Source organism: Rouxiella sp. S1S-2 (assembly GCF_009208105.1).
Taxonomy (GTDB): Bacteria; Pseudomonadota; Gammaproteobacteria; order Enterobacterales; family Enterobacteriaceae; genus Rouxiella.
The window spans coordinates 1,983,360-2,008,349 of the sequence record NZ_WFKL01000001.1; the positions used below are offsets into that span (position 1 = coordinate 1,983,360).

Sequence of the window (24,990 nt, forward strand, 5' to 3'; positions counted from 1 at the left end):
AAAGGATAAGGCAGTAGAGAAGTGAACAAATATCCGCCGGGCCATACTTGAGGGCATGACCCGGGCAAGATCAGAAAATTTTCGCATCGCGCCGCGCGGCATCAGCGTTTAGTGCCTCGCTAAAATGACCGGCGACCAGTCTTTTGGTCAGGTCGTGCAGCGGCGCTGCCAACACCTCGTCAGTATTACCGCGCTCAACCACTTCGCCATTGTGCATCACTAATACCTGATCGCTAATGTGCTTCATCATCCCAAGATGCTGCGTCACATAGATGTAGGCAATGCCCTGCTTTTCCTGCAGCTCAAGCATCATGTTGATGATTTGCGAACGCATCGACATGTCGAGCGAAGCCAAAGCCTCGTCGGCAACAATCACTTTGGGTTGCAGAATCAGCGCACGGGCCAGTGCCACGCGCTGCACCTGTCCGGAGGCCAACATGTGCGGATAATAATTGGCGTGGTCCGGCAGCAGTCCCACCTGGCGCAGCGTTTGGTTGATGCGCGTCTCGCGCTCCTGCGCTTCCATATTACTGGTCAGGCGCAGCGGTGCTTCAAGAATCTGGCCGATGCGCTGACGCGGATTGAGTGAGGTCGTGGGGTCCTGAAAAATCATGCGTATCAACTGGCTCCGGTTGCGATAATCACCAAACTTAACGCTTTGGTCATCAACCAAAATTTCGCCGTCGGTGGGTTCAATCATGCCGACCAGCATTTTAGCCAGCGTCGATTTACCCGAACCGTTTTCGCCAATGATCGCCAGCGTCTGCTTCGGCCGCAGCGTGAAATTGACCGGCTTGACCGCCTGTAGATTCATTTTGCGGAACAGGCCGGTACGATAGCGGAAGGTTTTGCACAAATTGCGTACTTCTAGCAGCGTCTCGCCCATTATTGCTCCTCCATATTAAGTGGAAAGTGGCATGCATAGGCGTGCGTTTTCGCCAACCGCAGGCGCGGTGTTTCGATACATTTTTTTTGCGCATACGGGCAGCGCGGCCCGAGCCTACAGCCAATCGGCAGGTGTTCCAGCGAAGGGATAGCCCCTGGCAGGGTGTTCAAGCGACTTTTATGCGGCAGTGAACGGCCAAAGTCAGGCATCGCGCGAATGAGCGCCTGTGTATAAGGATGATGCGGCGCCGCCAGCAGATCCTCACACAGGGCACTTTCTACCGTTTGGCCGCAGTACAGCACGTTAACCCGATTGGCCCACTTGCTCATCATCTGCAAATCATGACTGATCAGCAAAATGGTGGTGTTGTTATTTTGATTAAGACGCGCCAGCAGACGAAAAATCTGCGCCTGGGTGGTGGGTTCCATGGCGTTGGTTGGCTCATCGGCAATCAGCAGCCGTGGCTGGTTGGCCAGCGCAATGGCAATCATCACTTTTTGGCACTCGCCCTCAGTCAGCTCATACGGGAAGCTGGCCATAATGTCTTTATGGTCCTTGATCCCCACGCGGTGCAGCAGCTCGATTGCACGACGTTTTCGCCATCTAAAACGCTGATACCATAAGCCTTTATAGGTCCAGCCAGGAATGGCCTGCATCAGTTGGCGACCAATGCTTTCCGAAGGATCCAGACAGGACTGCGGCTCCTGAAAAATCATCGAAATATTGTGGCCAATCAGCTTACGCCGTTCACGCGGACTGAGTCGCAGCAGGTCGATATCGTCAAAACGCATGCGGTCAGCCGTGACGCGCCAGTTGTCTTTGGTGACCCCGCAAATGGCTTTGGCAATCAGACTTTTCCCCGAACCTGATTCACCTACCAGTCCGCGAACTTCGCCAGCAGTGAGGGTCATACTGACGCGATCGACCGCCTTTACCGGGCCGTCGGAGGTCATAAATTCTATGGTCAGGTTGCGAATATCCAGTAACGGCATTATTTCACCCCGGCAATAATGGCGCGACGAATACCATCGCCCAGCAGATTGATAAGCAGCACGCTAATCAGAATAGCTGCACCGGGCAGCATAACGGTCCACGGCGCAACGTAGACCAGCTCAAGCGAGTCACCGAGCATCGCGCCCCATTCTGGTGAGGGCAGCTGCGCACCGAGGTCGAGAAATCCGAGCGCGGCAATGTCCATAATGGCCATCGACAGTGCACGCGTGAACTCTGTCACCAGCACCGCCACAATATTAGGCAGTACCGCATAGCGCAGAATTTGCAGCGTGGTTGCGCCGTCAAGACGAACCGCCACCACGTACTCTTTTTCCAGCTCGTCGTGCACGGCAACGTACAGCGTGCGTGCCATGCGAGGCAGGAGTGCCATCCACACCGCCAGAAAGGCGTGCTCAAGTTTGGGACCAATAAACGCCACCACCACAATCGCCAGCAGTAAAGAGGGAATAGAGAGCAAAGTGTCAAGCACGTGGTTAAGCACCGCCGAGCGGATGCCGCGCGTGCTTCCGGCCAGCACGCCGATGATCACCGCACAGAATGCCGCCGCCAGAGTGACCAGAATTGCACCGCCGATCGTGGGTGCCGCACCGCTGAGAATGCGGCTTAGCAGGTCGCGGCCGAGGTCATCAGTGCCTAAAAAGAATGAAACGTCGCCATAGCGTGACCACGAAGGCGGCAGCAGTTGATAGCCCAGAAACTGCTGGTCGAGTTGATAAGGTGCGAGCAGGGCGCCAAAAATGCACAAGAAAACCAACCCTATTACCCCGTAAAAGCCAATCATCGACAGGCTATCGCGATAGAAAATGTGCCACGTATAGCGCAGCGGGCTGGGTACTTGTTTTTCGCGGTAAACGTTATCGGAAGGCATACCATTCCTTGTGTTTCAATGGGTTCAACATCGCGCCTAAAATATCCGAGAGTACATTGACCACAATAACCAGCGAACCGGCCACCATCACGCCGGCTGAAATTGCGGCATAGTCCTGCTGGCGAATGGCGTTGACCAGCCAGCGACCAAGGCCCGGCCAGTTGAACACCACTTCGGTTATCATCGCCAGCGTCAACATGGTTGAAAATTGCAGGCCAAGCTGGGGAATAATCGGCGGCAGGGCGTTGTGCAGCACGTGGCGGCGAATAATAGTGAAGCGCGACAGGCCCCGGGTGGCAGCGGCCTTAACGTAATTTTTTGATAGCACGTCGTCAGTGCTGATGCGCATCAGGCGGATAACTTCGGTAGTCGGTGCGACCGCCAGTGCGGCAATCGGCAGCACCATGTGTTTCAACGCGCTAACGATCATTTCGTGGCGATAGGGCGAATGAGATAGCCAGGCGTCAACCAGCGTAAATCCGGTGACTGGTTTTAGCTGATAAAGCAGGTCAATGCGCCCTGAGACCGGTAGCCAACCGAGCTGGAGCGAAAAGAACAGCATCAGCAGCAGTGCCAGCCAGAAAATGGGAATCGAAAAGCCGAGCAGGGCCAGCGTGCTTATAGTGACATCTGGCCATTTTCCGCGCATCACGCCTGCCGTTATCCCAAGCGGAATGCCGATGAGCAGCGCTAACACGAAGGCCAAAATACACAGCTCCATGGTAGCCGGGAACACGCTAAGCAGTTGGCCACTGATAGGTTCCCCGTTGATGCTCGAGACCCCAAAATCAAACTGTGCCATTCCGCTAAAGAAGAAGCGGTAAGCGTCCCACAATGAGGCACCCTGCAGCGGGGCATGCGGCGTAAAATAACTCAGGCTGAATGCGACAAGGCTGAGCAGAAACAGGGTAATAATCAGCAGCAGCAGGCGGCGCAAAATGAAGATAATCACGGTGCTTTCCCCCCTGACTGAATTTGAGTGCTGGCATCAGCATTGTCTTTACCCGTGTCGCGATAGACACCGGCAAAAGAGGCGTTGCCGAACGGGCTTAAAACTAAACCTTTAATATCGTAGCGATAGGCCTGCAGACGTAACGAAGACGCCAGCGGCAGCACGGGTAGCTCTTTCTCGAGAATGCTTTGTGCCTGCTGGTAGTAATCAATGCGTTGCGAGAGCTGCTGAGAAAGCAGCGCCTGATGCAGCAGGCCGTCAAATTCCGGGCTGCACCAGTGAGCATAGTTGGTCTGCGAATGAATTGCCGCACAGCTGAGCACCGGACGGAAAAAACTGTCCGGGTCGTTGCTGTCGGTAGACCAGCCCGAGAGCGTGAGGTCGTGATTCATCTCCATCAGGCGCGCCTCCTGAAAACGGCCCTCAACCGGCACGATGATCACCTTGATACCGACCTGCGCCAAATCCGCCTGAATCAGCTCGGCGGTTTTTAACGGACTCGGGTTGTAGGATTGTGAAATTATCGGCACCCAAAGGTGCAGCACCAGATTCTTTTTATTCAGACTTTCGAGGATCTTGCGCGCTTTATCGGGATTATATTCGGTGACTTTGGCGTTGCTGTCGTAGGCCCACGACGCGCGCGGCAGCACAGAGGCCGCGGTCTCGGCGGTGCCGTAATAAATTGACTGCATCAGGCGCTGGTTATTGATAGACAGCGCCACGGCTTCGCGCACACGCACATCGTCCAACGGCGGTTTACTGGTGTTAAACGCCAGATAGGCCACGTTCATGCCGGGACGCAGCGTCAGGCGCAGGCGTGGGTCGTCACGCAGAATCGACAGCTGACTGGCGGCCGGATACGCTAGCACGTCGCACTCGCCGGTTAGCAGTTTAGACAAACGTCCCGTGCCGCCAACGCCCATATCAATCACCACCTGCTGCATGCGTGGCACGCCTTTCCAATACTGCCCGTTGCGCGCCAGTCGTACGAACTGACCTGCGCGGTAGTCGTCAAGCTGGAAAGGACCTGTGCCTACCGGCTGGCGGTCGATCTGCTCTTCGATACCCTTTTTTTGCAGGTTGTTGGCATATTCAGCCGAAAGAATGGGCGAATAGTGGGTCGCCAGATGCCACAGGAAAGACGCATCGGGATTATTGAGCTGGATTTCGACGGTGTAATCATCAATTTTCTTTACGCTTTTCACCGTCTTGGCGAACTGTAAACTGTCGAAATACGGATAGTCGCTGCCGTTGACACTGTGATAGTGGTTCTTTTCATCGATGATGCGGCTGATGCTAAACACAACGTCATCGGCGTTCATCATGCGCGTTGGGGTGAACCAGGGTGTGGTTTGAAAAGGCACGTCTTTACGCAGATGGAAGCGGTAGGTCGCACCGTTGTCGAGCACGTCCCAGCTTTGCGCAAGCTCGGGTATCAGGCGATAGGTATAAGGGTCGACGTCCAGCAGGCGGTCATAAAGCTGCGCCGCAAGCGTATCGATCACGATACCGCTGCTAACTTTCTGCGGGTTAAAAGTGTTTACCATGCCATTGACGCAGTAAACGAACCCGCTTTGACGAATATCATTGGCGGCAGCAGGCAGGGTAGCTGGATGCGTTTTTACGCCGGAGTCTTTGCCCGCGGGGAGCGTTTCGGCGGAAATTGTGGCAGCAAAACCCGCCGTAGAAAGACCGGCAAGTAGCAGCATCCAAAGAGTTAAACGACGCATAAGGGCTTCAAATGTAAGTAAGCAATTTACTAAGTGTACCGCACTCTGCAAGACACCCCAATGCATTGCGTAAACAATAGCTGAGCGAGTAGCCGCAAGGTCTGTATGGTAATGAGAAATATTCTCAACAAACTGCTTTACAGATGGTACTGATAACTATTATCATCTTTTTACCGACTGAGGAGCGACCCGCCATGGGACGTAAAACAGCCGGTACGACATTGCTCACATTGCTTCCAGTATTACTTGGCCAGCTCGGGTGCTGGCTTTTTTTTGTCTGCTATTTTTTGAAATAGTAAACTTTTTCCTCAGTTATCATCCTGGGCATTCACCTGCATTCCATGCTTTTTCAATATTCCTCTCAGCTGATGATAAGTCAGCCCCAATAAATCGGCCGCGCGTCGCTGATTAAATTTCGCCTGTTTCAGAGCCTGTTCAATTAAATTTTTCTCAACCCCGCTGAGCCACTCTTTACTGTCAACCGGCAGGGTAGGAAGCGCCAGTTCATCGCGCTCGGCATTGGCCGGTGTAAAGACCGCCGAGGGCGTGCGGCTAAACGGATTCAAGACAATATTGTCGAGTGCGGTATCGCTGTTGCCGTGGCGGTACATGGAGCGCTCAACCACGTTCTTTAACTCTCTCACGTTGCCCGGCCAGCCATAGTCCAGCAGCGTCTGCTGCGCCTGCTCGGTAAAGCCTGGAAATAAAGGCAGTGAAAGTTCACGGCACATCTGAATGGCAAAATGCTCGGCCAGTAGCATGATGTCTTGCTGGCGCTCACGCAGTGGCGGCAGTTGAATCACGTCAAACGCTAGCCTGTCCAGCAGGTCGGCGCGAAACTTGCCGGCCGCTGCCAGTGCGGGCAGATCATCGTTGGTGGCGCAAACTAGCCGCACGTCAACCTGCAGCGGTTGACTGCCGCCGACGCGCTCAAGATGCCCGTATTCAATCACCCGCAGCAGTTTTTCCTGCACCAGCATCGGGGCGGTTGCCAGCTCATCAAGAAATAAGGTGCCGCCGTCTGCGCGCTCAAAGCGCCCAAGATGGCGCTTTTGCGCACCGGTAAAGGCACCCGCCTCATGACCAAACAGCTCAGAGTCGAGCAGGCTTTCATTTAATGCCGCGCAGTTAAGTGAAATAAACGGTCCCTGCCAACGCCCGGACAAGTAGTGCAGGCGGTGGGCTATCAGCTCTTTACCGGTGCCGCGCTCACCGGTGACCAGCACCGGTTTATTCAGTCTGGCAAGCTGCGAGACCTGTTCTAATACTTCTACAAATGAATTGGCTTCGCCGAGCAGGTTATCAATGGTGGCTGTCATGGTGAATTTTACCAACCCTTAGTTAATTTAATCAGTTCAGAATTAAGCCTAGCAGAAGTTGAAATAAAAAAACTGTTTTTATTCAGCAAGATAATAAATTTAAAAAGTTGGCACGGGTCTTGTAATAACCAATACAGGATTACTCGCCATCGCGAGATTAGCGTTGGCCTAATTACCGGCCCTTTGGGTCAAATGATAAGTCAAAGAGGAATGTTCATTATGGGTATTTTTTCTCGTTTCGCGGATATCGTAAACGCCAACATCAACACACTGCTCGATAAGGCAGAAGATCCGCAGAAGTTGGTGCGACTGATGATTCAGGAAATGGAAGACACGCTGGTGGAAGTACGTTCTACCTCAGCACGCGCGTTGGCCGAGAAGAAACAGCTTAATCGCCGTATCGAGCAGGGTGAAGCACAGCAAAGAGAGTGGCAGGACAAGGCCGAGCTGGCTTTGCGCAAAGACAAAGATGACCTGGCTCGTGCCGCGCTTATCGAGAAGCAAAAATTGGTTGAACTGGTTACTACGCTCAAACATGAAGTGACCATCGTGAATGAAACGCTGGACCGCATGAAGTCAGAGATTGGCGAACTTGAAAGCAAGTTGACCGAAACGCGCGCCCGTCAACAGGCGTTAACTTTGCGTCATCAGGCCGCATCATCGTCACGTGACGTTCGTCGTCAGCTCGACAGCGGTAAAATTGACGAAGCCATGGCGCGCTTTGAGCATTTTGAACGCCGCATTGATAGTATGGAAGCCGAAGCTGAATCAATGAGCATTGGCAAAAAGAAATCACTGGACCAGCAGTTTGCCGAACTGAAAGCCGATGATGAAATCAGCGCGCAGATTGAGGCATTAAAAGCCAGAATGCAGACTAACAAGGACGCATAACAGTTCTCTGCATCCGCGGCATTTTATTGAAGAGATCCTAAAGGAGTAGACATGAGCGTTCTTTTTTTAGCCATTCCACTGACAATATTTGTGTTATTTGTCGCGCCGATTTGGCTGTGGCTGCACTACAGCAATCGTTCGCAAAGCGGCAGTCAGTTGAGTCAACATGAGTATCAGGATTTACAGCAGCTTACCGGTGAAGCGCGTCGCATGCGTGAGAGGATCCAGGCGCTAGAAGAAATTCTTGATGCCGAACATCCGGGCTGGAGGCAATCATGATGCCGACAACCCTCTCACAAAGAAAGCTTTACCGCGTGCCGGAAGAGGGCGTGCTGAAAGGGGTGTGTGCCGGACTGGCACACTACCTCGGCGTTCCGGTCAAGTTGCTGCGCCTGATTGTCGTTCTGTCACTGTTTTTCGGCCTGTTTATGTTTACGGTGGTGGGCTATTTCCTGCTGGCCTGGCTGCTTGAACCGGTGCCAGCGCAGAGTTTTAACGACGAGAATGCGGTTTCTGCGGGTGATTTACTGGCGGAGGCCGACCGTGAGCTTAACGCTAGCGAACAGCGCCTGAGACAAGTTGAGCGCTATGTGACCTCAGAAACCTTTGGCGTTCGCAGCCGCTTCCGCGACCTGTAGTCACAATATGGGTCGAAATAAGTTGTACCATTATCTGCACTATTTTCAGTAAGAACAGTAAATCTGCATTTTGTCGGTTTATTCAGGAGGACAGTTTTATGCGCTATGCGTCAGCCGTGGCAACATCAGCAAAAAGTGGCCTGTTGAAGAAGGCCTTCAAATTTATCATTATGGTCGTGCTCACCTTCGCTCCGGCGGGGGTGGCCGCCAAAGTTTTAGGTGTACTAGGCAGGGGACCTCTGCGCTATCTTTTAGCCCTGTTTTTAGAGCCTTTGGTAAGACGGATATTAACCGCAGTGTTTGGGCGCTATGCCAGGGAGCGTAATGAAAAGACTACAAAATGAATTCTCGTCAATGGTCAACCGCGGGTTAGACCGTCATTTACGTCTTGCTGTTACCGGCCTGAGTCGCAGCGGTAAGACGGCTTTTATTACCTCGTTAGTTAATCAATTACTCCACGTTCACAGCGGTTCTCGTCTGCCGCTGTTTTCTGTCGTGCGCGAAGAACGACTGCTGGGGATCAAACGCGTCCCGCAGCGCGACATGGGCGTTTCGCGTTTTACCTACGATGAAGGCATCGCTCAGCTTTACGGCACGCCTCCAGCCTGGCCTACGCCAACGCGGGGCGTCAGTGAAATTAGACTGGCGCTGCGTTTTCGCTCCAATGACTCACTGCTGCGTCATTTCAAGGATACCTCAACGCTGTATCTCGAAATTGTTGACTATCCCGGCGAGTGGCTGCTGGATTTGCCCATGCTCGAGCAGGACTATCTGAGCTGGTCACGGCAAATGGCGGCGCTGCTGCAGGGACAACGAGCCGAGTGGGCTGCACCGTGGCTGGCGTTGTGCCAGCAGTGTGACCCGCTGGCACCGGCTGACGAAAATCTGCTGGCGGCTATCGCGCAGGCCTACACCGATTATTTGGTGCGCTGTAAAGATCAAGGCCTGCATTTTATTCAGCCTGGCCGATTCGTTTTACCTGGCGACCTTGCCGGTGCGCCCGCGCTGCAATTTTTCCCCTGGCCCGCGCTGCATCAATACAGCGACAGTCAGCTAGCACAGGCCGACAAGCACAGTAATATTGGCATGCTCCGTCAGCGCTTTGACTATTACTGCACCAATATTGTGAAAGGCTTCTACAAAGAACATTTCGTCCGCTTTGACCGACAAATTGTGCTGGTGGACTGCCTGCAGCCCCTGAACAGCGGTCCTCAGGCCTTTAATGACATGCGTCTGGCCCTGACTCAGTTGATGCAAAGTTTTCATTACGGCAAACGTACGCTGTTTCGTCGGCTGTTTTCGCCGTGTATCGACAAGCTGATGTTTGCTGCCACCAAGGCTGACCATATTACCGGTGACCAGCACGCCAATCTGGTGTCGCTGTTGCAGCAACTGGTGCAGGAGGCGTGGCAAAACGCTGCGTTTGAAGGCATAAGCATGGACTGCGCAGGGCTGGCCTCGGTGCAGGCCACGGAAAGCGGGCTGGTTAATTATCAGGGCCAGTCGGTTCCTGCTATCAAGGGACACCGCCTCGAAGACGGCCAACCTATTACGGTTTATCCCGGAGAAGTTCCCGCTCGTCTGCCGGGCAACGCCTTTTGGGAACAGCAGGGATTCCACTTTGACGATTTTCGTCCCCGACAGATGAACATTGATGTGCCGATGCCGCATATCAGGATGGACGCTGTGATGGAGTTTTTATTGGGAGATAAAATGCGATGAGCGAGCCGCTGAAACCGCGTATCAATTTCGAACACACAATTAAAGCCGCTGAAGAGCCGACCCTGCGCGCGGCGCAAAGCTTTGAAGGCGCACAGGCCGAAAACTTTTTGGCCGTGCCCGATGCAGACCCTTTACTGGCCGACGACGGTCAAGCGGAAGCGGTGGTGAGTCGCGCGTTAAAACCGCGCCGCAGCCTGTGGAGTAAAATGGTGCGCTTGGGCGTGGTGGTCTTTGCCGCCAGCGTGGTGGGACAGGGCGTTCAGTGGGTGCATCAGGCCTGGATACAGCAGGACTGGATAGCGCTCGGCGCCTGCACCGCAGGCGGTCTTATTGTGGTTGCCGGAGCTGGGTCGGTGCTGACCGAATGGCGGCGTTTATACCGTCTGCGCCAGCGGGCCGACGAACGTGATACGGCAACTGACCTGCTACACAGCCACGCATTGGGTCAGGGGCGTGCTTTTTGCGAGAAATTGGCACGGCAGGCCGGTTTGGACCAAAGCCATCCCGCGCTTCAACGTTGGCTGGCATCATTGCATGAAACCCACAGCGATCGTGAAGTGGTTGAGCTATATGCACGACTGGTTCAGCCAGTGCTGGACGGGCAGGCACGGCGTGAAATTAGCCATTCTGCCGCTGAATCTGCGCTGATGATTGCCGTTAGTCCGTTGGCTATTGTTGATATGGCATTTATCGCCTGGCGAAACCTGCGACTGGTCAACCGTATCGCATCGCTGTATGGCATTGAGCTGGGCTATTACAGTCGGATCCGGCTGTTTCGTTTGGTGTTACTCAATATTGCTTTCGCCGGTGCTACAGAGCTGGTGCGCGAAGTGGGAATGGACTGGATTTCTCAGGATTTGGCGGCGCGGCTCTCTGCCCGTGCGGCGCAGGGGATCGGTGCAGGTTTACTGACTGCGCGGCTGGGGATTAAAACAATGGAGCTTTGTCGCCCGCTGCCGTGGCTGGAAGGTGACAAACCACGCCTGGGGGATTTTCGCACCGAACTTATCGGTAAATTGAAATCGACCATGACTAAAGCGAATAAAACTACGTGAAAATAGCGCGGATAAAAAGATGAAACACTCGGAAATTGTTTAGGATAAAGCAGGGATGCAACAGTGAGATGGTGGTGGGGGAAGGATTCGAACCTTCGAAGTCGATGACGGCAGATTTACAGTCTGCTCCCTTTGGCCGCTCGGGAACCCCACCACGAAATTCGTGGATTTCTCATTACTCATAAAACAGTACAACGACGCTTTGTCGTACACCTGCCGCGTGGCTTGTCGCGGTAAGCGGGGCGCATCATATCAAATGAAACGCTGCTGTAAAGTCTTGAAACGCAGAAAATAGTTTGAATGCTTTTTTTTTGCGCTGGCGGGCGTTTTACTGAACAAAATCAGCCGCCAGCGCTTGTCAGCTGCTTACAAAATAACCGTGCGGTTGCCGTAGACAAATACGCGCTGTGCCAGCACTTTATAGATAGCGCGGCTAAGGACGTTTTTCTCTACGTCGCGTCCCGCCCGCATCATATCGTCTGCAGTGTAAGTGTGATCAACGTGAATAACGTCCTGCATGATAATCGGACCTTCATCGAGGCTGTCATTCACATAGTGCGCCGTTGCGCCGATGATCTTCACGCCGCGCTCATAGGCTTGATGATAAGGACGAGCGCCGATAAACGCTGGCAGGAAAGAGTGGTGAATATTGATCACTTGATGTGGGTAGTGCTGAACAAATCCCGGCGTCAATACGCGCATATACTTCGCCAAAACCACGTAATCTGGCTGATACTGGTCAATCTGTTCCATCATTGCGCTGTCGTGCTGTTCGCGGGTCAGACCTTCATGACTTACCAGATGGAAGGGAATATCGAAGCGCTCAACCAGCGTTTTCAACGTTTCATGATTACCAATAACAGCGGCAATCTCCACGTCCAGCCCGCCGTATACTGATTTCATCAGCAGGTCACCCAGGCAGTGCGCTTCTTTGGTTACCAAAATAACGATGCGACGGCGGTCGGTACTTTGCAGCTCACGAACCGAGCCTTTTGGCAAGGCGCTGTCGAGATCGGCCAACAGCGTCGTGTCGTTAAAAATGCCTTCAAGCTCTGTGCGCATGAAAAATCGACCAGTGCGGTGATCGACATATTCATTGTTTTGAACGATATTCAGTTCATGTTTGTAGCAAATATTGGTAATTTTCGCGATCAGGCCTTTCGCATCGGGGCAGATAGTGCGAAGAACTTTAGTTTGTATGTTGTGTTGTGACATTTGGATCCTGTCTCCCCAATAGGGATCGGGGGGTAAATTAAGTTATATGTCTATATTATGGGGCGCATTATGCCGTGTTATTGCGCGCAGCACTTCTTATATTTTTTGCCGGAACCGCAGGGGCACGGATCGTTTCGACCGGTCTGCGGCTTTATACCGTCTATATAATACCAGCGTTCATTGGCGCGTAGAAAGCGTGAACGCTCGTGAATAAGCACCGGAGCAGAACCGTCACTGTCCTGATAACGCGCCGAGAATTCAACAAAACCCTCGCCGGCATTTTTTCCGGGCGCGGTGGCGATAACCCGTAATCCTAACCAGTGCGTTGACGCAAACCCTTCAAGCAACGCATGGCTAAAATCGGCGGCGTGGCAGTCGGGATGCCAGGTCGAAATGAGATAATCGGAATTTTGGGTCACATAAGCACTGTAGCGTGAGCGCATCAGTACTTCTGGCGTGGCCGCAGGCCGTACGCCGGTTATTGCCGGTTGGCAACATTGTTCAAATTCTGACTCGCTGCCGCAGGGGCAAAGTCTTGTCACATTAACTCCAGTCGCTGACAGCACGCAGCGTGCACTATTGAATGCGGAAGGGCGGTATGTTACCTAACAATGTCACTCGGTGACAACGCGCAACCGGCAGCAAATCCTTTGTCATTAGGCAAAGATAGGAAAAATAATGTCACGACAGTTAAAGATAGGCCTGGCTTTAGGGTCAGGAGCCGCAAAGGGTTGGGCACACATTGGTGTTATTAATGCCCTGGAAGAGCTGGGGATAAAGGTGGATATCGTCGCCGGATGTTCGGTGGGATCGATGGTGGGGGCTGCTTACGTGAGCGGCCGTCTGCCTGCAATGGAGGGTTGGGTACGTTCGTTTAGCTATTGGGACGTATTGCGGCTGATGGATTTTTCGTGGCGTCGTGGCGGTTTACTGCGCGGTGAGCGAGTGTTCAACGCCGTGTCGCAGCTGCTGCGTATCAGTGACTTTGAGCAGTGCAATCGCAAATTTGGCGCGGTGGCCACCAATCTCAGTACCGGACGCGAGCTGTGGCTCACCAAGGGCGATTTGCATCAGGCGGTACGCGCCTCGTGCAGCATGCCGGGGCTGCTGGCTCCGGTGTGGTTTAACGGCTATTGGCTGGTGGATGGCGCGGTGGTAAATCCGGTACCGGTATCACTCACGCGGGCAATGGGCGCCGATATTGTGATTGCGGTCGACCTCCAGCACGACGCGCATTTAATGCAGCAGGAGCTGCTGTCAGTGCAGGCGAATCCCGACAATCTCGATGATGAAAAAGAGCTTAGCTGGCGCGATAAAATTCGACAGAAGCTGGCCCGTCCGCCAACGCGGCAAAGCATTCTGGCACCGACGGCGATGGAGATCATGTCGACCTCAATTCAGGTGCTGGAGAACCGGTTAAAACGCTATCGCATGGCGGGCGATCCGCCGGACGTTATCCTGCAACCTTACTGCCCACAAATCTCCACCCTTGATTTCCATCGCGCGGAAGAGGCGATAGAAGCAGGGCGTCTGGCGGTCGAAAAACAGATGGATCAGCTATTGCCATTGATTAAAAACAATCAATTCTGAACGGCTTAGCAACAAACGCGCGATATCTGATAATTCTGACGGGCAAAATTTTAGTTTATAGGCCACTATTAGGGGTAAGAGATTCTGGGAGACCCTGATGGACAAGCCACTTACAAGCAAGCACATTCTGATCGTCGAAGACGAAGCCGTTTTCCGGTCGGTACTCGCAGGTTATGTAAGTTCGCTCGGCGCCACGTTTACTGAGGCAGTTAACGGCCTCGAAGCCCTGTCTCTGGTCGAGGAGTTTCCACCAGACTTAATCCTTTGTGACCTCGCGATGCCCGAAATGGGCGGCATAGAGTTCGTTGAAAACCTTCGCCTTCAGGGCAACAAAACCCCAGTATTGGTCATTTCCGCCACTGACAAAATGACAGACGTTGCCACCATGCTTCGTCTGGGCGTGGAGGACGTGCTGCTTAAACCGGTTAAAGATCTCAACCGTCTCAAAGATGCTTTGCTCACGAGCCTTTATCCAAAGCTCTTTTCCTCACAGGCGATGGACAAAAGTGACCTGATTCAGGACTGGGAAGCGCTTTGCCGCAACCCGCACGAGGCCGCAAGACTTCTGCAGGAGCTTCAACCGCCGGTTCAGCAAACGCTGGCCCACTGTCGCATCAACTATCGTCAGCTCACCATGGCCCAGCAGTCTGGTCTGGTGCTCGATATTGCCGCGCTGTCGTCCAAGGATCTCGGTTTTTACTGTCTGGACGTGACGCGTGCGAATGATAACGGCGTGCTTGCCGCCTTATTGCTGCGTGCCATCTTCAACGGTCTGCTGCGCGAGCACCTCAGTAATCAAAACCAACGGCTGCCGCAGATGTCGACCTTGCTTAAAGAAGTCAATCATTTGCTCAAACAGGCACGTCTTGAGGGGCAATTTCCCCTGTTGATGGGCTATTACAACGCAGAACAAAAAAATCTGATATTGGTTTCAGCGGGACTGCATGCCAATATCAACACGGGTTCAAACCAGATTCAGCTGAGTAACGGTGTACCTCTCGGTACGTTAGGTTCGTCCTATTCCAATCAGGTCAGTCAGCGTTGCGAAGCGTGGCAGTGTCAGGTTTGGGGAGCCGGTGGACGACTGCGTTTAATGCTTTCTGCAGAATAATTCAACGGTGGTTTTCTCACAGCTTGCGTCTGGAATTTTGCCAAAATTGCCTTAAGCTGCCGTTATTACGAACTATTTCCCAAGACTATTCCTATCTACACCTCGCCCACTGCCGCATCTTCTACATCGCACGGTCCTCTTAAACTGTTATACTGCTGCCCAATAATAGAGGCAGCTACTTCGGGGTACTCCGGAAATAGCGGCACTTGCGCATTAATGGAACTGCCCTGGCGGCCAATGCGCTGAGTAATTGTACGGAGTAGCAGAATTTCAGTGCCCTGGATTTTGATTTGATGAAAACCGCATTGAAGAACCCGGTTATTTTTGATGGCCGCAATTTGTATGATCCTGAGCGACTCGAAAAACGTGGTTTACCTATTATGGGATCGGCCGTGGCGTATCAGTGGATCCGGTATTGTAAGGAGATGGCATGAATTATTTAGTAACAGGTGCAGCAGGTTTCGTGGGCTATTTCGTTTCTCTACGACTGTTGGAGGAAGGACACCAGGTGACCGGTCTGGATAATCTTAATGATTACTATGACGTCAATTTGAAATTGGCACGGGTTCAGAAGCTGGAAGATAAACCGGGCTTCAAGTTTGTTAAATTGGATCTAGCCGATCGCGAAGGGATGACCGCACTTTTTGCCGAGAATAAGTTTGAGCGTGTAATACATTTAGCCGCACAGGCAGGCGTTCGCTATTCGATCGATAACCCTTTGGCCTATGTGGATGCCAATTTAGTGGGTTTTGTTAACGTACTTGAAGGCTGTCGTCATAATAAAGTGCAGCATTTACTTTATGCTTCTTCAAGCTCCGTTTATGGAATGAACCGTAAGCAGCCATTTGATACACAGGATAATGTAGACCATCCAATTTCACTTTATGCGGCGACCAAAAAAGCTAACGAGTTAATGGCCCATACTTATTCTCACCTGTATGGATTGCCGACGACCGGAATGCGCTTCTTTACCGTTTATGGTCCTTGGGGCCGTCCTGACATGGCGTTATTCAAGTTTACGAAGGCGATTATTGCAGATCAAAGTATCGACGTTTATAACCACGGCGAAATGCGCCGAGATTTTACTTATGTCGAAGACGTTGCCGAGTCTGTAATGCGCTTGCAGGATATTATTCCGCAGGCTCAGCCTGATTGGACCGTAGAGACCGGTAATGGCTCTCAGAGCTCCGCGCCTTACGTGCTATATAACATAGGTAATAGCAATCCTATCAAGCTGATGACTTATATAGAGGCTCTGGAGGATGCGTTAGGCGTTGAGGCGAAGAAAAATATGATGCCAATGCAGCCAGGTGACGTCCACGAGACCAGCTCGGACAGTACACCGCTGTATAAGGCCACCGGCTTTAAGCCGCAGACGTCTGTTAAAGAGGGCGTCAAAAAATTTGTAGACTGGTATAAAGATTATTATCAGTGTTAAAAGAACCCGATAAAAGTACGGGATAAACTAAGGCTGCGGATGCGGCCTTTTTTATGGCTGATGTTTAAGTCGGGATATGCGAAGGATAAACGAAGGTGACTAATTATTGCCCAATGCGGGTTTGTAAACGACCTAAATAAAAAGCCACCGCGTGAGCAGTGGCTTTGTAAAACATTTTTTGAGACTGATGTACAGCCGAGCAAAATTACAGCAGGAAATCATCCAGCTGTTTGCCGTCGTCGATTGCTTTCTTGATTACAGCAGGAGTACGACCCTGGCCGGTCCAAGTTTTGCTTTCGCCGTTCTCGTCGATGTATTTGTATTTAGCAGGACGTGCAGCACGCTTAGTTTTGCCCGTTGCTTTAGTTGCTGCCATAGTCTGCAGCAATTCATTTGGATCGATGCCGTCAGCGATCAGCATTTCGCGGTATTGTTGCAGTTTACGAGTGCGCTCTTCAATTTCAGCAGCGGCCTGAGTATCTTCTTCACGGCGCTCATTAACAACAACTTCTAATTTCTCTAGCATTTCTTCAAGAGTTTCCAGAGTACATTCACGAGCCTGGGCACGGAGGGTACGGATGTTGTTCAGGATTTTTAATGCTTCGCTCATTATACTAGTCTCAATTTAAATAGGTGGGGGGCGTTGCGGTAATAATAGAATGCTCTTCTGTATTCTGCAATAGCCAATTTGTTATGTTGACGCGAATTTACCATTTATTAGCAATAATATTTCTTGCCGCTACAAATATAAGCGCGATAGTGGAGCTATTAAAGTTATGACTATAAGGCAAATTGATTAGCGCTTTGTGCGGCGCGCGGCAGGTTTTTAATCGCCTCTTTTATAACCTCGGGTTGAGGTTACAAATATCAATAGGCCTTACGTATAACTGACCAGACTGCAACATCGTTAAGGCTTATCCATTTTAGCTATATGTGCTTTAGGTCAGTTGATAAAGGCGAGAGGCTTAACGGTGGCGTTTATAACCGTCGAAAAAGAGTAAGATTTTAATTATTGATTTACACGGCTTGTTTTTGTGATCTGATGCTAGTTTTTCAAGCATCATTAACTAATTAGGACAAAGAGTAATATCAAATTCGGATTGTAAGCAGCTGTAATTTCAGCCACCTTTATTGACATTCTACTCGCAATTTTTAAACTCGAATTTTAAACGCTAGCTATACACATCCTGTGTATGCTCCCTGCGTCTTGGCGAATGCCGCGCTGCCAATAGGTTAAAGCGGTGTGATACAATTGAAAGCAAGAGGCGTTATCGGAATTCATTATACTGTTGGAGTTACGGGCTCATGGCTCAACTTTATTTTTATTATTCAGCAATGAATGCTGGAAAATCTACATCTTTGTTACAATCTTCATATAATTACCAAGAACGGGGGATGCGCACTTTAGTTCTAACGGCAAAGCTCGACGACCGCTTTGGCGTTGGCAAGGTCACCTCGCGTATTGGATTATCTTCTGACGCCGAGCTTTATAACACGGACACCGACTTACTCAACCTGATTGCAGAAGAACATAATGCGCAAACGTTACACTGCGTGTTAATTGATGAAAGTCAGTTTCTAACGCGGCAACAGGTTGAGCAACTTACCGACGTTGTAGACCAGCTTGATATCCCGGTGTTGTGTTATGGATTGCGGACTGATTTTCGCGGTGAGCTATTCAAAGGCAGTCAGTATTTGCTGGCATGGGCAGATAAACTGGTTGAGCTTAAAACTATCTGCCACTGCGGGCGCAAGGCAAATCAGACGCTCAGGCTCGATGAGCAGGGCAGAGCCCTTCACGATGGCGCGCAGGTGGTTATAGGCGGCAATGAGCGCTACGTTTCCGTCTGCCGTAAGCATTATAAAGACGCGATGGCACAGGACAGGGATTGAGCCGATAACGATCCCCCGCCGTTGGTAGCCTATTATTTAACGCCAATGGCCGTTCATATAATGATTAATATGCGTAATGTATCAAGCATAAAAAAACCCGCCAATGGGCGGGTTTTTGTTTATTTAACCGTTGATGCTTACTATTTTTTAGCTTTTTTAATGGCCGGTGCTTTTGCAGCAGACGCGGCTTTCGTTACCGGCTGAGCCTTGTCTTCAATCACACTCAGCGGCAGTTCTTCGCTAAATTTATTACCGTAGTAAGTATCCATCAGAATCTGTTTCAACTCTGAGATCAGAGGGTAACGCGGGTTGGCCCCGGTACATTGGTCATCAAACGCATCTTCTGACAGCTTGTCTACTTTCGCCAAGAAGTCAGACTCCTGAACACCTGCTTCGCGAATAGAGGTTGGAATACCCAGCTCAGCTTTGATTTCATCGAGCCATGTCAGCAGTTTTTCAATTTTCTGCGCGGTACGGTCACCGACTGCACTCAGACCCAGATGGTCAGCAATTTCTGCGTAGCGACGACGTGCCTGAGGGCGGTCGTACTGGCTGAAGGCCGTTTGCTTGGTTGGGTTGTCATTCGCGTTGTAGCGGATAACGTTCGAAATCAACATGGCGTTGGCAAGGCCGTGTGGAATGTGGAATTCAGAACCCAATTTGTGCGCCATTGAGTGACAAACACCCAAGAAGGCATTGGCAAACGCGATACCGGCAATCGTCGCTGCATTGTGAACGCGTTCACGAGCAACCGGATTTTTCGCCCCTTCTTTATAGCTGGCAGGCAAGAACTCTTTCAGCAGTTTTAATGCCTGCAATGCCTGACCATCGGAGAACTCATTCGCGAGTACGGAAACATAAGCCTCGAGTGCGTGGGTAACGGCGTCAAGACCACCGAATGCGCACAGTGATTTCGGCATGTTCATCACCAGGTTGGCATCGACAATCGCCATATCCGGCGTCAGCGCGTAGTCGGCCAGTGGATATTTTTGACCGGTCGCGTCGTCGGTGACCACGGCAAACGGCGTCACTTCTGAACCGGTACCTGAGGTGGTGGTGATAGCAATCATTTTAGCTTTCACGCCCATTTTCGGGAACTTGTAGATGCGTTTACGGATGTCCATAAAGCGCAACGCCAGGTCTTCGAAATGCGTTTCCGGATGTTCGTACAGCACCCACATGATTTTAGCCGCATCCATCGGAGAACCACCGCCGAGGGCGATAATGACGTCTGGCTTGAAGGAGTTCATCTGCTCGGCACCTTTGCGCACGATGCTCAGCGTTGGGTCAGCTTCCACTTCAAAAAACACTTCTGTTTCGATACCGTGACTTTTCAGAACGCGCGTCACCTGGTCGGCATAGCCGTTGTTAAACAGATAGCGGTCAGTGACGATAAAGGCGCGTTTGGCCCCGTCAGTCGCCACTTCTTCGAGCGCGATAGGCAGTGAGCCGCGACGGAAGTAGATAGATTTTGGAAGTTTATGCCACAACATGTTTTCTGCTCGCTTCGCTACAGTTTTCTTGTTGATTAAGTGTTTCGGACCGACGTTTTCAGAAATGGAGTTACCCCCCCAAGAGCCGCAACCCAGCGTCAGGGAAGGCGCGAGTTTGAAGTTGTAAAGGTCGCCGATACCCCCCTGTGAGGCCGGGGTGTTAATCAGGATACGCGCCGTTTTCATTTTGTCGCCGAAGTAACGAACGCGCTCTGGTTGATTGTCCTGGTCGGTATAGAGGCATGATGTGTGGCCGATGCCGCCCATCGTGACCAGTTTCTCTGCTTTATCAACCGCATCTTCGAAGTTTTTAGCACGGTACATGGCAAGCGTTGGTGACAGTTTTTCGTGAGCGAAAGGCTCTGACTCGTCGACTTTACTGACTTCACCAATCAATACTTTGGTATTAGAAGGCACTGAAATACCAGCCATTTCGGCAATTTTAGTCGCAGGCTGGCCCACGATGTCGGCATTAAGACCGCCGTTTTTGAGAATAATGTCTTGAACCGCTTTCAGCTCTTTGCCGACTAAAATGTAGCCGCCGTGTGATTTGAAACGCTCTCTTACGGATTCGTAGGCTGAGTCAACCACGATAACGGACTGTTCAGAAGCACAAATTACGCCGTTATCGAACGTTTTGGACATCAGTATGGAAGCAACGACGCGTTTAATGTCAGCGGTTTCATCAACCACCACCGGCGTATTACCTGCGCCTACGCCGATAGCCGGTTTACCTGAGCTATAGGCGGCTTTCACCATGCCTGGTCCACCCGTGGCAAGGATAAGGTTTAAATCCGGGTGATGCATCAGTTCGTTGGATAAAGGCACGCTTGGCGCGTCAATCCAGCCGATAATGTCTTTAGGTGCGCCGGCTTTAATGGCAGCGTCGAGAACAATTTTTGCAGCCTTGATAGTGGCTTTAGCGGCGCGTGGATGCGGAGAGAAAATAATCGCGTTACGCGTTTTAAGGCTAATCAACGCTTTGAAGATAGCGGTTGAGGTTGGGTTGGTGGTTGGAACGATACCGCAGATGATGCCAATCGGTTCAGCAATAGTGATGGTGCCGTAGGTTTCATCTTCGGCCACGACGCCACAGGTTTTCTCATCTTTATAGGCGTTGTAGATATACTCTGAAGCAAAGTGATTTTTAATGACCTTGTCTTCAACGATGCCCATGCCGGATTCTTCAACGGCCAATTTAGCCAGAGGAATACGTGCATCAGCAGCGGCGAGGGCGGCGGCTCGGAAGATTTTATCAACCTGCTCTTGTGTGAACTCTGCGTACTCACGCTGTGCTTTTTTTACCCGAGCGACTAGTTCGTTCAGTTCAGCGACGTTTGTGACAGCCATGGTGTTCTCCTGAGAATGTTAAACTTTTTTAGAAAATATTTGAAAAAGCCGAGCCAAGATGCAACCAAGTATAGTCGTAGGCGGTAATGCTGCCGGAACAATTATAAGTGACTATTTATCAGATGATTGTTAGCTAAGTTCTCCTATTTTCTCAAAAAGCTCTAACCTTATTTCAAAAGCGCAGTACATAAATTGTTAAAATCAGGGGTAAGTCCCACATTTGTTCTGCTGTACTTACGTTCTGATTTTGTTGCTATGAGACAAGCTTACTCACTTATGAGGAGGCTGAATATGATCCAGATCAAGAGATATTGCGTAGCTGACACCTTTCAGCTGGCTAATTGTTAATTTTGGTGAGCAAGTGATGGTAAATTGTTAAATATTCGATCGCGGCTTTGAATCGTCTATTTGTAATGATTTTTTATTAGAATTAATAACTGTTATATCTTTTAAAAGTGGTGGTAAATCCCGTTGAACTCCGTGGCGTGACGGCAGTAATTCCAGTACATTAGCGCCCATTAATAACTTCTATCTGCAACCCTTGTGCGGAGCACTGCGTGAGTCAGACAATTTTGGATTTTTCAGGTTATATCAAGTTCTTTGTTGGCCTGTTTGCCTTGGTTAATCCGGTCGGAATTCTGCCGGTTTTCATCAGCATGACCAGTTACCAACCTGCCACGGGGCGTGATAAAACCAATATGACCGCCAATCTCACCGTGGCGATCATTCTGTGTACCTCACTTTTTCTAGGCGATTCCATTCTGCAGGTATTTGGCATTTCGATAGATTCTTTCCGCATTGCGGGGGGGATCCTGGTGGTGACCATTGCCATGTCGATGATCAGCGGCAAGCTGGGTGAAGACAAACAGAATAAGCAGGAAAAATCGGAGACAGCCATCCGTGAAAATGTGGGCGTCGTTCCTCTTGCTTTGCCTTTAATGGCCGGTCCGGGCGCCATTAGCTCCACCATTGTCTGGAGCACGCGTTATCACAGTTGGGCAAATCTTTTTGGTTTTACCCTGGCGATCGTCATTTTTTGTTTCTGCTGCTGGCTACTGTTTCGCGCCGCCCCGTTAGTTATGAAATTGCTGGGTCAAACCGGCATTAACGTGATTACCCGTATCATGGGTTTATTGCTGATGGCCGTCGGCATAGAGTTTATTGTGACCGGGTTAAAATCGACCTTCCCGGGCCTGCTTTGAATCTGACAGCGCGTTCAGTTTTACCGCGTGAACAGTCTTATGACTAAGCTTTGGCGGTGGATGCATTGAGCTGCGTCCGCCGACCATGCTGCCTTGGCGAACAGCCTATCACCCGTTTGAAGGCTTTTCCGAAAGCGCTTTCCGATTCGTATCCCAGCCTGCTGGCGATAACCGTCAATGAGTCATTAGAGTTTTCTAGCCTGTCACAGGCCAAAAGCATTCGCCATCGCGTTAGATACTCTATGGGCGAGGTGCCTGCCGTCTCTTTAAAGCGCAGGGCAAAGTTGGATCGCGACATGCCGATTCGAGAGGCCAGTTTATCCAGCGTCCAGTCAAACCCTGGCTCGTCGTGGATGCAGGTCAGCGCAGCGTTCAGTTGTTTATCCGCCAGAGCAAAAAGCCAGCCTGCGCTAGGATTGCCTGCCAGATGCAGTCTTAGTGCCTGAATCAGCATGGTGTAAGCCAACTGTTGGGTAATTAAGGAGCTTCCCGGCTGTGGAAAACGCACCTCTTGCGAAATCCTGTCGAGAGACCAGCGAATGGCCGCCTTATCCGATTCATTCTGAATATGAACTACCGGCGGCAGTGAGCCTAAAAGCATCTCCGCATGATTGCCCGTCAGTACAAAGTGTCCTCCCACCATAAAACACGGATCGTCACCGCGCTTCGTCACCTCTGTCCCGAGTTTACCCTCGTCGCGAAGCACCCTGAAGTCGATGGGGCTAGCCGTCAGGCTCGTTGCCAGGCAGAAAGGTGGACCTGGCGGTAAAATGTAGCAGTCGCCGGGAGTCAGAAGTAGAGGCTCGACAATGCCTGAGACGGTGAGCCAACACTGGCCTGAAACCACGGCATAACATTTGATTCCTTCATGCTGTGGCCACTGAATAGCCATATTGTCGGCGAGCGCAACGCCGCCGGTGACATAGCTACGCGGCTTAAGCAAAGACAACCAATCAGAAAGTGGATCCATCATGACTCCGGACGATTAGACCAATAATAAGGATTTTAGAGCATTGTTCGTACTGCTCTCCCTGTTTACAGTAAATCGTTCAGGACAGCAACTCAGTCCTTGGTTAATGTTAGGGGTGATTTACTATGCGTATTTTTGTTACTGGCGCGACCGGTTTTTTGGGCACGGCGATTATTGAAGAACTCACTAAAGTCGGTCATCAGGTACTAGGCCTGACGCGTTCTGAGGAAGGCGCACAATTGCTGACCTCGCGCGGCGTCGATGTTCACTTTGGTGATATTGAAGACCTCGACAGCCTGCGCCGCGGCGCTGAATTGTCTGATGGGGTAATACATACCGCTTTTAATCACGATTTTTCAAAGTTTGCGGCAAATTGTGAAGCAGACCGTCAGGTCGTTGAAGCAATAGGAGCAGTGCTTAAGGGGTCTTCGCGGCCCTTTGTTGTGACTTCGGTGGCGGCACTTGGCGCCAAGGGACCCGGACTGGTGGCCACGGAAGAGACCTTTAACATTGACTCACCCATTTTGCGCAGAATTTCTGAATTAGAGACGGACAAATTAGTGAAACAGGGGGTAAACGTTTCAATAGTACGTCTGCCGCAGGTTCACGATAGGCTTAAACAAGGGTTGATTACCTACCTGATCGCAGTGGCGAGAGAGAAAGGTGTTTCGGCCTATGTGGGTCAAGGAGATAAGCGTTGGGCCGCTGTTCACCTCAGTGACTGTGCTCGGCTTTATGTATTGGCGCTGGAAAGGAATAGTGCCGGGAGCCGATACAATGCCGTGGCAGAAGAGGGCGTGTCTCACAAACAAATAGCGGAGGCTATTGCTCTTGGCCTGAATGTTCCGCTGAAGAGCCTTGATGCTGAAAGTGCTGATAGTCATTTTAGTTGGCTCGCGCCGTTTATGAGCAGTGATATGTCAGCGTCCAGCGCGATTACCCAGAAACTGCTGCAATGGAGTCCAACGGGACCGGGGCTTATCTCTGACCTTCAGCAGATGGACTACCGTTAGCACATACTCTCTTTTGAAGCGTGTACGTAATAATAAATACTCCCGCCTATCAGGCCCATAAGCTTGGGCCATTTTCGCTTCACTCGTTATCTTTAACGTCACATTATCAACTGACGCAGATGCTCAAATAGACTGGAGTCTGTCAGCTCAAGATATTTACTGAAAATCCTGCCCACTAACACCCCGAGTTTAATCCTTTTTATTAAATTTCACTGCTGAGTCATTTAAGTCAGAGATCACACTTTTGCTTAATTATTACTTAAACTAATAATGCCTCGCCTTATAATAGTGCATCTAATGACCCTTAATTGGGCTTTTGCACTCAAATGTGGCGTAAAGTCGCGTTCTATCTCCTAATGCCTATCAACTCGCTATTTCTGTTGCTTTTCTTCGCCTATTTAGGCCCTTTTTTTAACTTTTATTGCCCGTTTTGTCGTTAAATTAGTCACATCATTCTGTAGGGCTTGTACATGCTGTTTCGAGATGTTATTAGTGTTTACCGCGCAGTTAACAGGGGTTTATTCTTAAAAGTAACCTAATGTTAACGGAATCTGTCAGCTCGATTTTTAAGCGCGAAAATGACTTAATTTTTGATTTTAATTTTTAAAAAATTTTTTAAAAACAATGAATTATGTTTTGG

23 protein-coding genes, 1 tRNA gene and 1 pseudogene are annotated in these 24,990 nt (G+C 50.9%); 13 read left to right on the top strand and 12 right to left on the bottom strand.

The genetic code is table 11. From position 1 onward, the window contains the following. Positions 1–70: 70 nt before the first annotated feature. The 6 genes from sapF to pspF all read right to left on the bottom strand — a co-directional run bounded on the left by sapF (position 71) and on the right by pspF (position 6,769). A complete protein-coding gene (gene sapF, locus GA565_RS09320) occupies positions 71–886 on the bottom strand; it encodes a putrescine export ABC transporter ATP-binding protein SapF (protein ID WP_152198222.1) in 816 nt (271 codons plus the stop codon). Next, positions 886–1,878 carry a putrescine export ABC transporter ATP-binding protein SapD gene (gene sapD / locus GA565_RS09325; protein ID WP_152198223.1) on the bottom strand — a complete coding sequence of 331 codons (993 nt, stop codon included), beginning with the start codon at positions 1,876–1,878 and terminating at the stop codon, positions 886–888. Before sapD ends, sapF begins: the two co-directional genes overlap by 1 nt. Further along, on the bottom strand, positions 1,878–2,768 hold the full coding sequence (gene sapC, locus GA565_RS09330) for a putrescine export ABC transporter permease SapC (RefSeq protein WP_152198224.1): 891 nt from the start codon (positions 2,766–2,768) through the stop codon (positions 1,878–1,880). The genes sapD and sapC overlap by 1 nt, the downstream gene beginning before the upstream one ends. After that, a complete protein-coding gene (sapB, locus tag GA565_RS09335) occupies positions 2,755–3,720 on the bottom strand; it encodes a putrescine export ABC transporter permease SapB (RefSeq protein ID WP_152198225.1) in 966 nt (321 codons plus the stop codon). Before sapB ends, sapC begins: the two co-directional genes overlap by 14 nt. Next, positions 3,717–5,450, bottom strand: a complete 1,734-nt coding sequence (gene sapA, locus GA565_RS09340; RefSeq protein WP_152198226.1) for an ABC transporter substrate-binding protein SapA — start codon at positions 5,448–5,450, stop codon at positions 3,717–3,719. The genes sapB and sapA overlap by 4 nt, the downstream gene beginning before the upstream one ends. 308 nt (positions 5,451–5,758) lie before the next feature. Further along, a complete protein-coding gene (pspF, locus tag GA565_RS09345) occupies positions 5,759–6,769 on the bottom strand; it encodes a phage shock protein operon transcriptional activator (RefSeq protein WP_152198227.1) in 1,011 nt (336 codons plus the stop codon). 219 nt (positions 6,770–6,988) lie between these two features. Here pspF and pspA point away from each other — a divergent pair, with 219 nt between their 5' ends. The 6 genes from pspA to GA565_RS09375 all read left to right on the top strand — a co-directional run bounded on the left by pspA (position 6,989) and on the right by GA565_RS09375 (position 11,075). Continuing rightward, complete coding sequence (gene pspA / locus GA565_RS09350) at positions 6,989–7,660, top strand: phage shock protein PspA (RefSeq protein WP_152198228.1); 672 nt, start codon at positions 6,989–6,991, stop codon at positions 7,658–7,660. Between the two features lie 51 nt (positions 7,661–7,711). Further along, positions 7,712–7,939 carry an envelope stress response membrane protein PspB gene (pspB, locus tag GA565_RS09355; RefSeq protein ID WP_152198229.1) on the top strand — a complete coding sequence of 76 codons (228 nt, stop codon included), beginning with the start codon at positions 7,712–7,714 and terminating at the stop codon, positions 7,937–7,939. After that, on the top strand, positions 7,939–8,298 hold the full coding sequence (gene pspC, locus GA565_RS09360) for an envelope stress response membrane protein PspC (RefSeq protein WP_152201395.1): 360 nt from the start codon (positions 7,939–7,941) through the stop codon (positions 8,296–8,298). The genes pspB and pspC overlap by 1 nt, the downstream gene beginning before the upstream one ends. Before the next feature lie 98 nt (positions 8,299–8,396). After that, positions 8,397–8,642 (top strand): phage shock protein PspD, encoded by a 246-nt coding sequence (locus GA565_RS09365; protein ID WP_152198230.1) that lies wholly within the window; start codon positions 8,397–8,399, stop codon positions 8,640–8,642. Next, on the top strand, positions 8,623–10,020 hold the full coding sequence (locus GA565_RS09370) for a YcjX family protein (RefSeq protein WP_152198231.1): 1,398 nt from the start codon (positions 8,623–8,625) through the stop codon (positions 10,018–10,020). Before GA565_RS09365 ends, GA565_RS09370 begins: the two co-directional genes overlap by 20 nt. Then, entirely contained in the window at positions 10,017–11,075 is a 1,059-nt protein-coding gene (locus GA565_RS09375; protein WP_152198232.1) for a YcjF family protein, read from the top strand. Before GA565_RS09370 ends, GA565_RS09375 begins: the two co-directional genes overlap by 4 nt. Before the next feature lie 69 nt (positions 11,076–11,144). Here GA565_RS09375 and GA565_RS09380 read toward each other — a convergent pair. From GA565_RS09380 to GA565_RS09390, 3 genes are all read right to left on the bottom strand, one after another. Next, positions 11,145–11,229 (bottom strand) — tRNA-Tyr (locus GA565_RS09380). 212 nt (positions 11,230–11,441) lie between these two features. Next, positions 11,442–12,290 carry a formyltetrahydrofolate deformylase gene (purU, locus tag GA565_RS09385; protein ID WP_152198233.1) on the bottom strand — a complete coding sequence of 283 codons (849 nt, stop codon included), beginning with the start codon at positions 12,288–12,290 and terminating at the stop codon, positions 11,442–11,444. 77 nt (positions 12,291–12,367) lie between these two features. Beyond that, positions 12,368–12,832, bottom strand: coding sequence for a YchJ family protein (locus GA565_RS09390; RefSeq protein ID WP_152198234.1), 465 nt, complete (start codon positions 12,830–12,832; stop codon positions 12,368–12,370). A 136-nt stretch (positions 12,833–12,968) separates the two neighbouring features. Between GA565_RS09390 and rssA the strand changes: the two genes are divergently transcribed. From rssA to GA565_RS09410, 4 genes and pseudogenes are all read left to right on the top strand, one after another. Next, positions 12,969–13,880: a patatin-like phospholipase RssA gene (rssA, locus tag GA565_RS09395; RefSeq protein ID WP_055770403.1), complete on the top strand. Its 912-nt coding sequence runs from the start codon at positions 12,969–12,971 to the stop codon at positions 13,878–13,880. 97 nt (positions 13,881–13,977) lie between these two features. Next, entirely contained in the window at positions 13,978–14,991 is a 1,014-nt protein-coding gene (gene rssB / locus GA565_RS09400) for a two-component system response regulator RssB (protein ID WP_055770406.1), read from the top strand. A gap of 206 nt (positions 14,992–15,197) precedes the next feature. Next, positions 15,198–15,412 (top strand): annotated as a pseudogene (locus GA565_RS24770) (UDP-glucose 6-dehydrogenase); the annotation flags it as partial. Positions 15,413–15,421: 9 nt separating this feature from the next. Next, a complete protein-coding gene (locus GA565_RS09410; RefSeq protein WP_152198235.1) occupies positions 15,422–16,429 on the top strand; it encodes an NAD-dependent epimerase in 1,008 nt (335 codons plus the stop codon). 205 nt (positions 16,430–16,634) lie between these two features. Here GA565_RS09410 and hns read toward each other — a convergent pair whose 3' ends face one another. Further along, the gene (hns, locus tag GA565_RS09415; RefSeq protein WP_055770413.1) at positions 16,635–17,039 is read right to left on the bottom strand and encodes a histone-like nucleoid-structuring protein H-NS; all 405 of its coding nucleotides are present in this window, start codon (positions 17,037–17,039) and stop codon (positions 16,635–16,637) included. Positions 17,040–17,734: 695 nt separating this feature from the next. Here hns and GA565_RS09420 point away from each other — a divergent pair. Beyond that, positions 17,735–18,322: a thymidine kinase gene (locus GA565_RS09420; protein WP_152198236.1), complete on the top strand. Its 588-nt coding sequence runs from the start codon at positions 17,735–17,737 to the stop codon at positions 18,320–18,322. Between the two features lie 140 nt (positions 18,323–18,462). Here GA565_RS09420 and adhE read toward each other — a convergent pair whose 3' ends face one another. Beyond that, on the bottom strand, positions 18,463–21,165 hold the full coding sequence (adhE, locus tag GA565_RS09425) for a bifunctional acetaldehyde-CoA/alcohol dehydrogenase (RefSeq protein ID WP_152198237.1): 2,703 nt from the start codon (positions 21,163–21,165) through the stop codon (positions 18,463–18,465). 557 nt (positions 21,166–21,722) lie between these two features. Here adhE and GA565_RS09430 point away from each other — a divergent pair. After that, complete coding sequence (locus tag GA565_RS09430) at positions 21,723–22,367, top strand: YchE family NAAT transporter (protein ID WP_055770420.1); 645 nt, start codon at positions 21,723–21,725, stop codon at positions 22,365–22,367. A 43-nt stretch (positions 22,368–22,410) separates the two neighbouring features. Here GA565_RS09430 and GA565_RS09435 read toward each other — a convergent pair whose 3' ends face one another. Continuing rightward, positions 22,411–23,337 carry an AraC family transcriptional regulator gene (locus GA565_RS09435; RefSeq protein ID WP_152201396.1) on the bottom strand — a complete coding sequence of 309 codons (927 nt, stop codon included), beginning with the start codon at positions 23,335–23,337 and terminating at the stop codon, positions 22,411–22,413. A gap of 125 nt (positions 23,338–23,462) precedes the next feature. On the opposite strand from GA565_RS09435, the gene GA565_RS09440 reads away from it, so the two are divergent. After that, positions 23,463–24,350, top strand: coding sequence for an SDR family oxidoreductase (locus tag GA565_RS09440; protein ID WP_152198238.1), 888 nt, complete (start codon positions 23,463–23,465; stop codon positions 24,348–24,350). Positions 24,351–24,990 lie beyond the last annotated feature (640 nt).

Coding starts and splice junctions, on each gene's coding strand:
- sapF (WP_152198222.1), bottom strand. CDS start 886: ATGGGCGAGACGCTGCTAGAAGTACGCAATTTGTGCAAAACCTTCCGC.
- sapD (WP_152198223.1), bottom strand. CDS start 1,878: ATGCCGTTACTGGATATTCGCAACCTGACCATAGAATTTATGACCTCC.
- sapC (WP_152198224.1), bottom strand. CDS start 2,768: ATGCCTTCCGATAACGTTTACCGCGAAAAACAAGTACCCAGCCCGCTG.
- sapA (WP_152198226.1), bottom strand. CDS start 5,450: ATGCGTCGTTTAACTCTTTGGATGCTGCTACTTGCCGGTCTTTCTACG.
- pspF (WP_152198227.1), bottom strand. CDS start 6,769: ATGACAGCCACCATTGATAACCTGCTCGGCGAAGCCAATTCATTTGTA.
- pspA (WP_152198228.1), top strand. CDS start 6,989: ATGGGTATTTTTTCTCGTTTCGCGGATATCGTAAACGCCAACATCAAC.
- pspB (WP_152198229.1), top strand. CDS start 7,712: ATGAGCGTTCTTTTTTTAGCCATTCCACTGACAATATTTGTGTTATTT.
- pspC (WP_152201395.1), top strand. CDS start 7,939: ATGCCGACAACCCTCTCACAAAGAAAGCTTTACCGCGTGCCGGAAGAG.
- GA565_RS09365 (WP_152198230.1), top strand. CDS start 8,397: ATGCGCTATGCGTCAGCCGTGGCAACATCAGCAAAAAGTGGCCTGTTG.
- GA565_RS09370 (WP_152198231.1), top strand. CDS start 8,623: ATGAAAAGACTACAAAATGAATTCTCGTCAATGGTCAACCGCGGGTTA.
- GA565_RS09375 (WP_152198232.1), top strand. CDS start 10,017: ATGAGCGAGCCGCTGAAACCGCGTATCAATTTCGAACACACAATTAAA.
- purU (WP_152198233.1), bottom strand. CDS start 12,290: ATGTCACAACACAACATACAAACTAAAGTTCTTCGCACTATCTGCCCC.
- rssA (WP_055770403.1), top strand. CDS start 12,969: ATGTCACGACAGTTAAAGATAGGCCTGGCTTTAGGGTCAGGAGCCGCA.
- rssB (WP_055770406.1), top strand. CDS start 13,978: ATGGACAAGCCACTTACAAGCAAGCACATTCTGATCGTCGAAGACGAA.
- GA565_RS09410 (WP_152198235.1), top strand. CDS start 15,422: ATGAATTATTTAGTAACAGGTGCAGCAGGTTTCGTGGGCTATTTCGTT.
- hns (WP_055770413.1), bottom strand. CDS start 17,039: ATGAGCGAAGCATTAAAAATCCTGAACAACATCCGTACCCTCCGTGCC.
- GA565_RS09420 (WP_152198236.1), top strand. CDS start 17,735: ATGGCTCAACTTTATTTTTATTATTCAGCAATGAATGCTGGAAAATCT.
- adhE (WP_152198237.1), bottom strand. CDS start 21,165: ATGGCTGTCACAAACGTCGCTGAACTGAACGAACTAGTCGCTCGGGTA.
- GA565_RS09435 (WP_152201396.1), bottom strand. CDS start 23,337: ATGGATCCACTTTCTGATTGGTTGTCTTTGCTTAAGCCGCGTAGCTAT.
- GA565_RS09440 (WP_152198238.1), top strand. CDS start 23,463: ATGCGTATTTTTGTTACTGGCGCGACCGGTTTTTTGGGCACGGCGATT.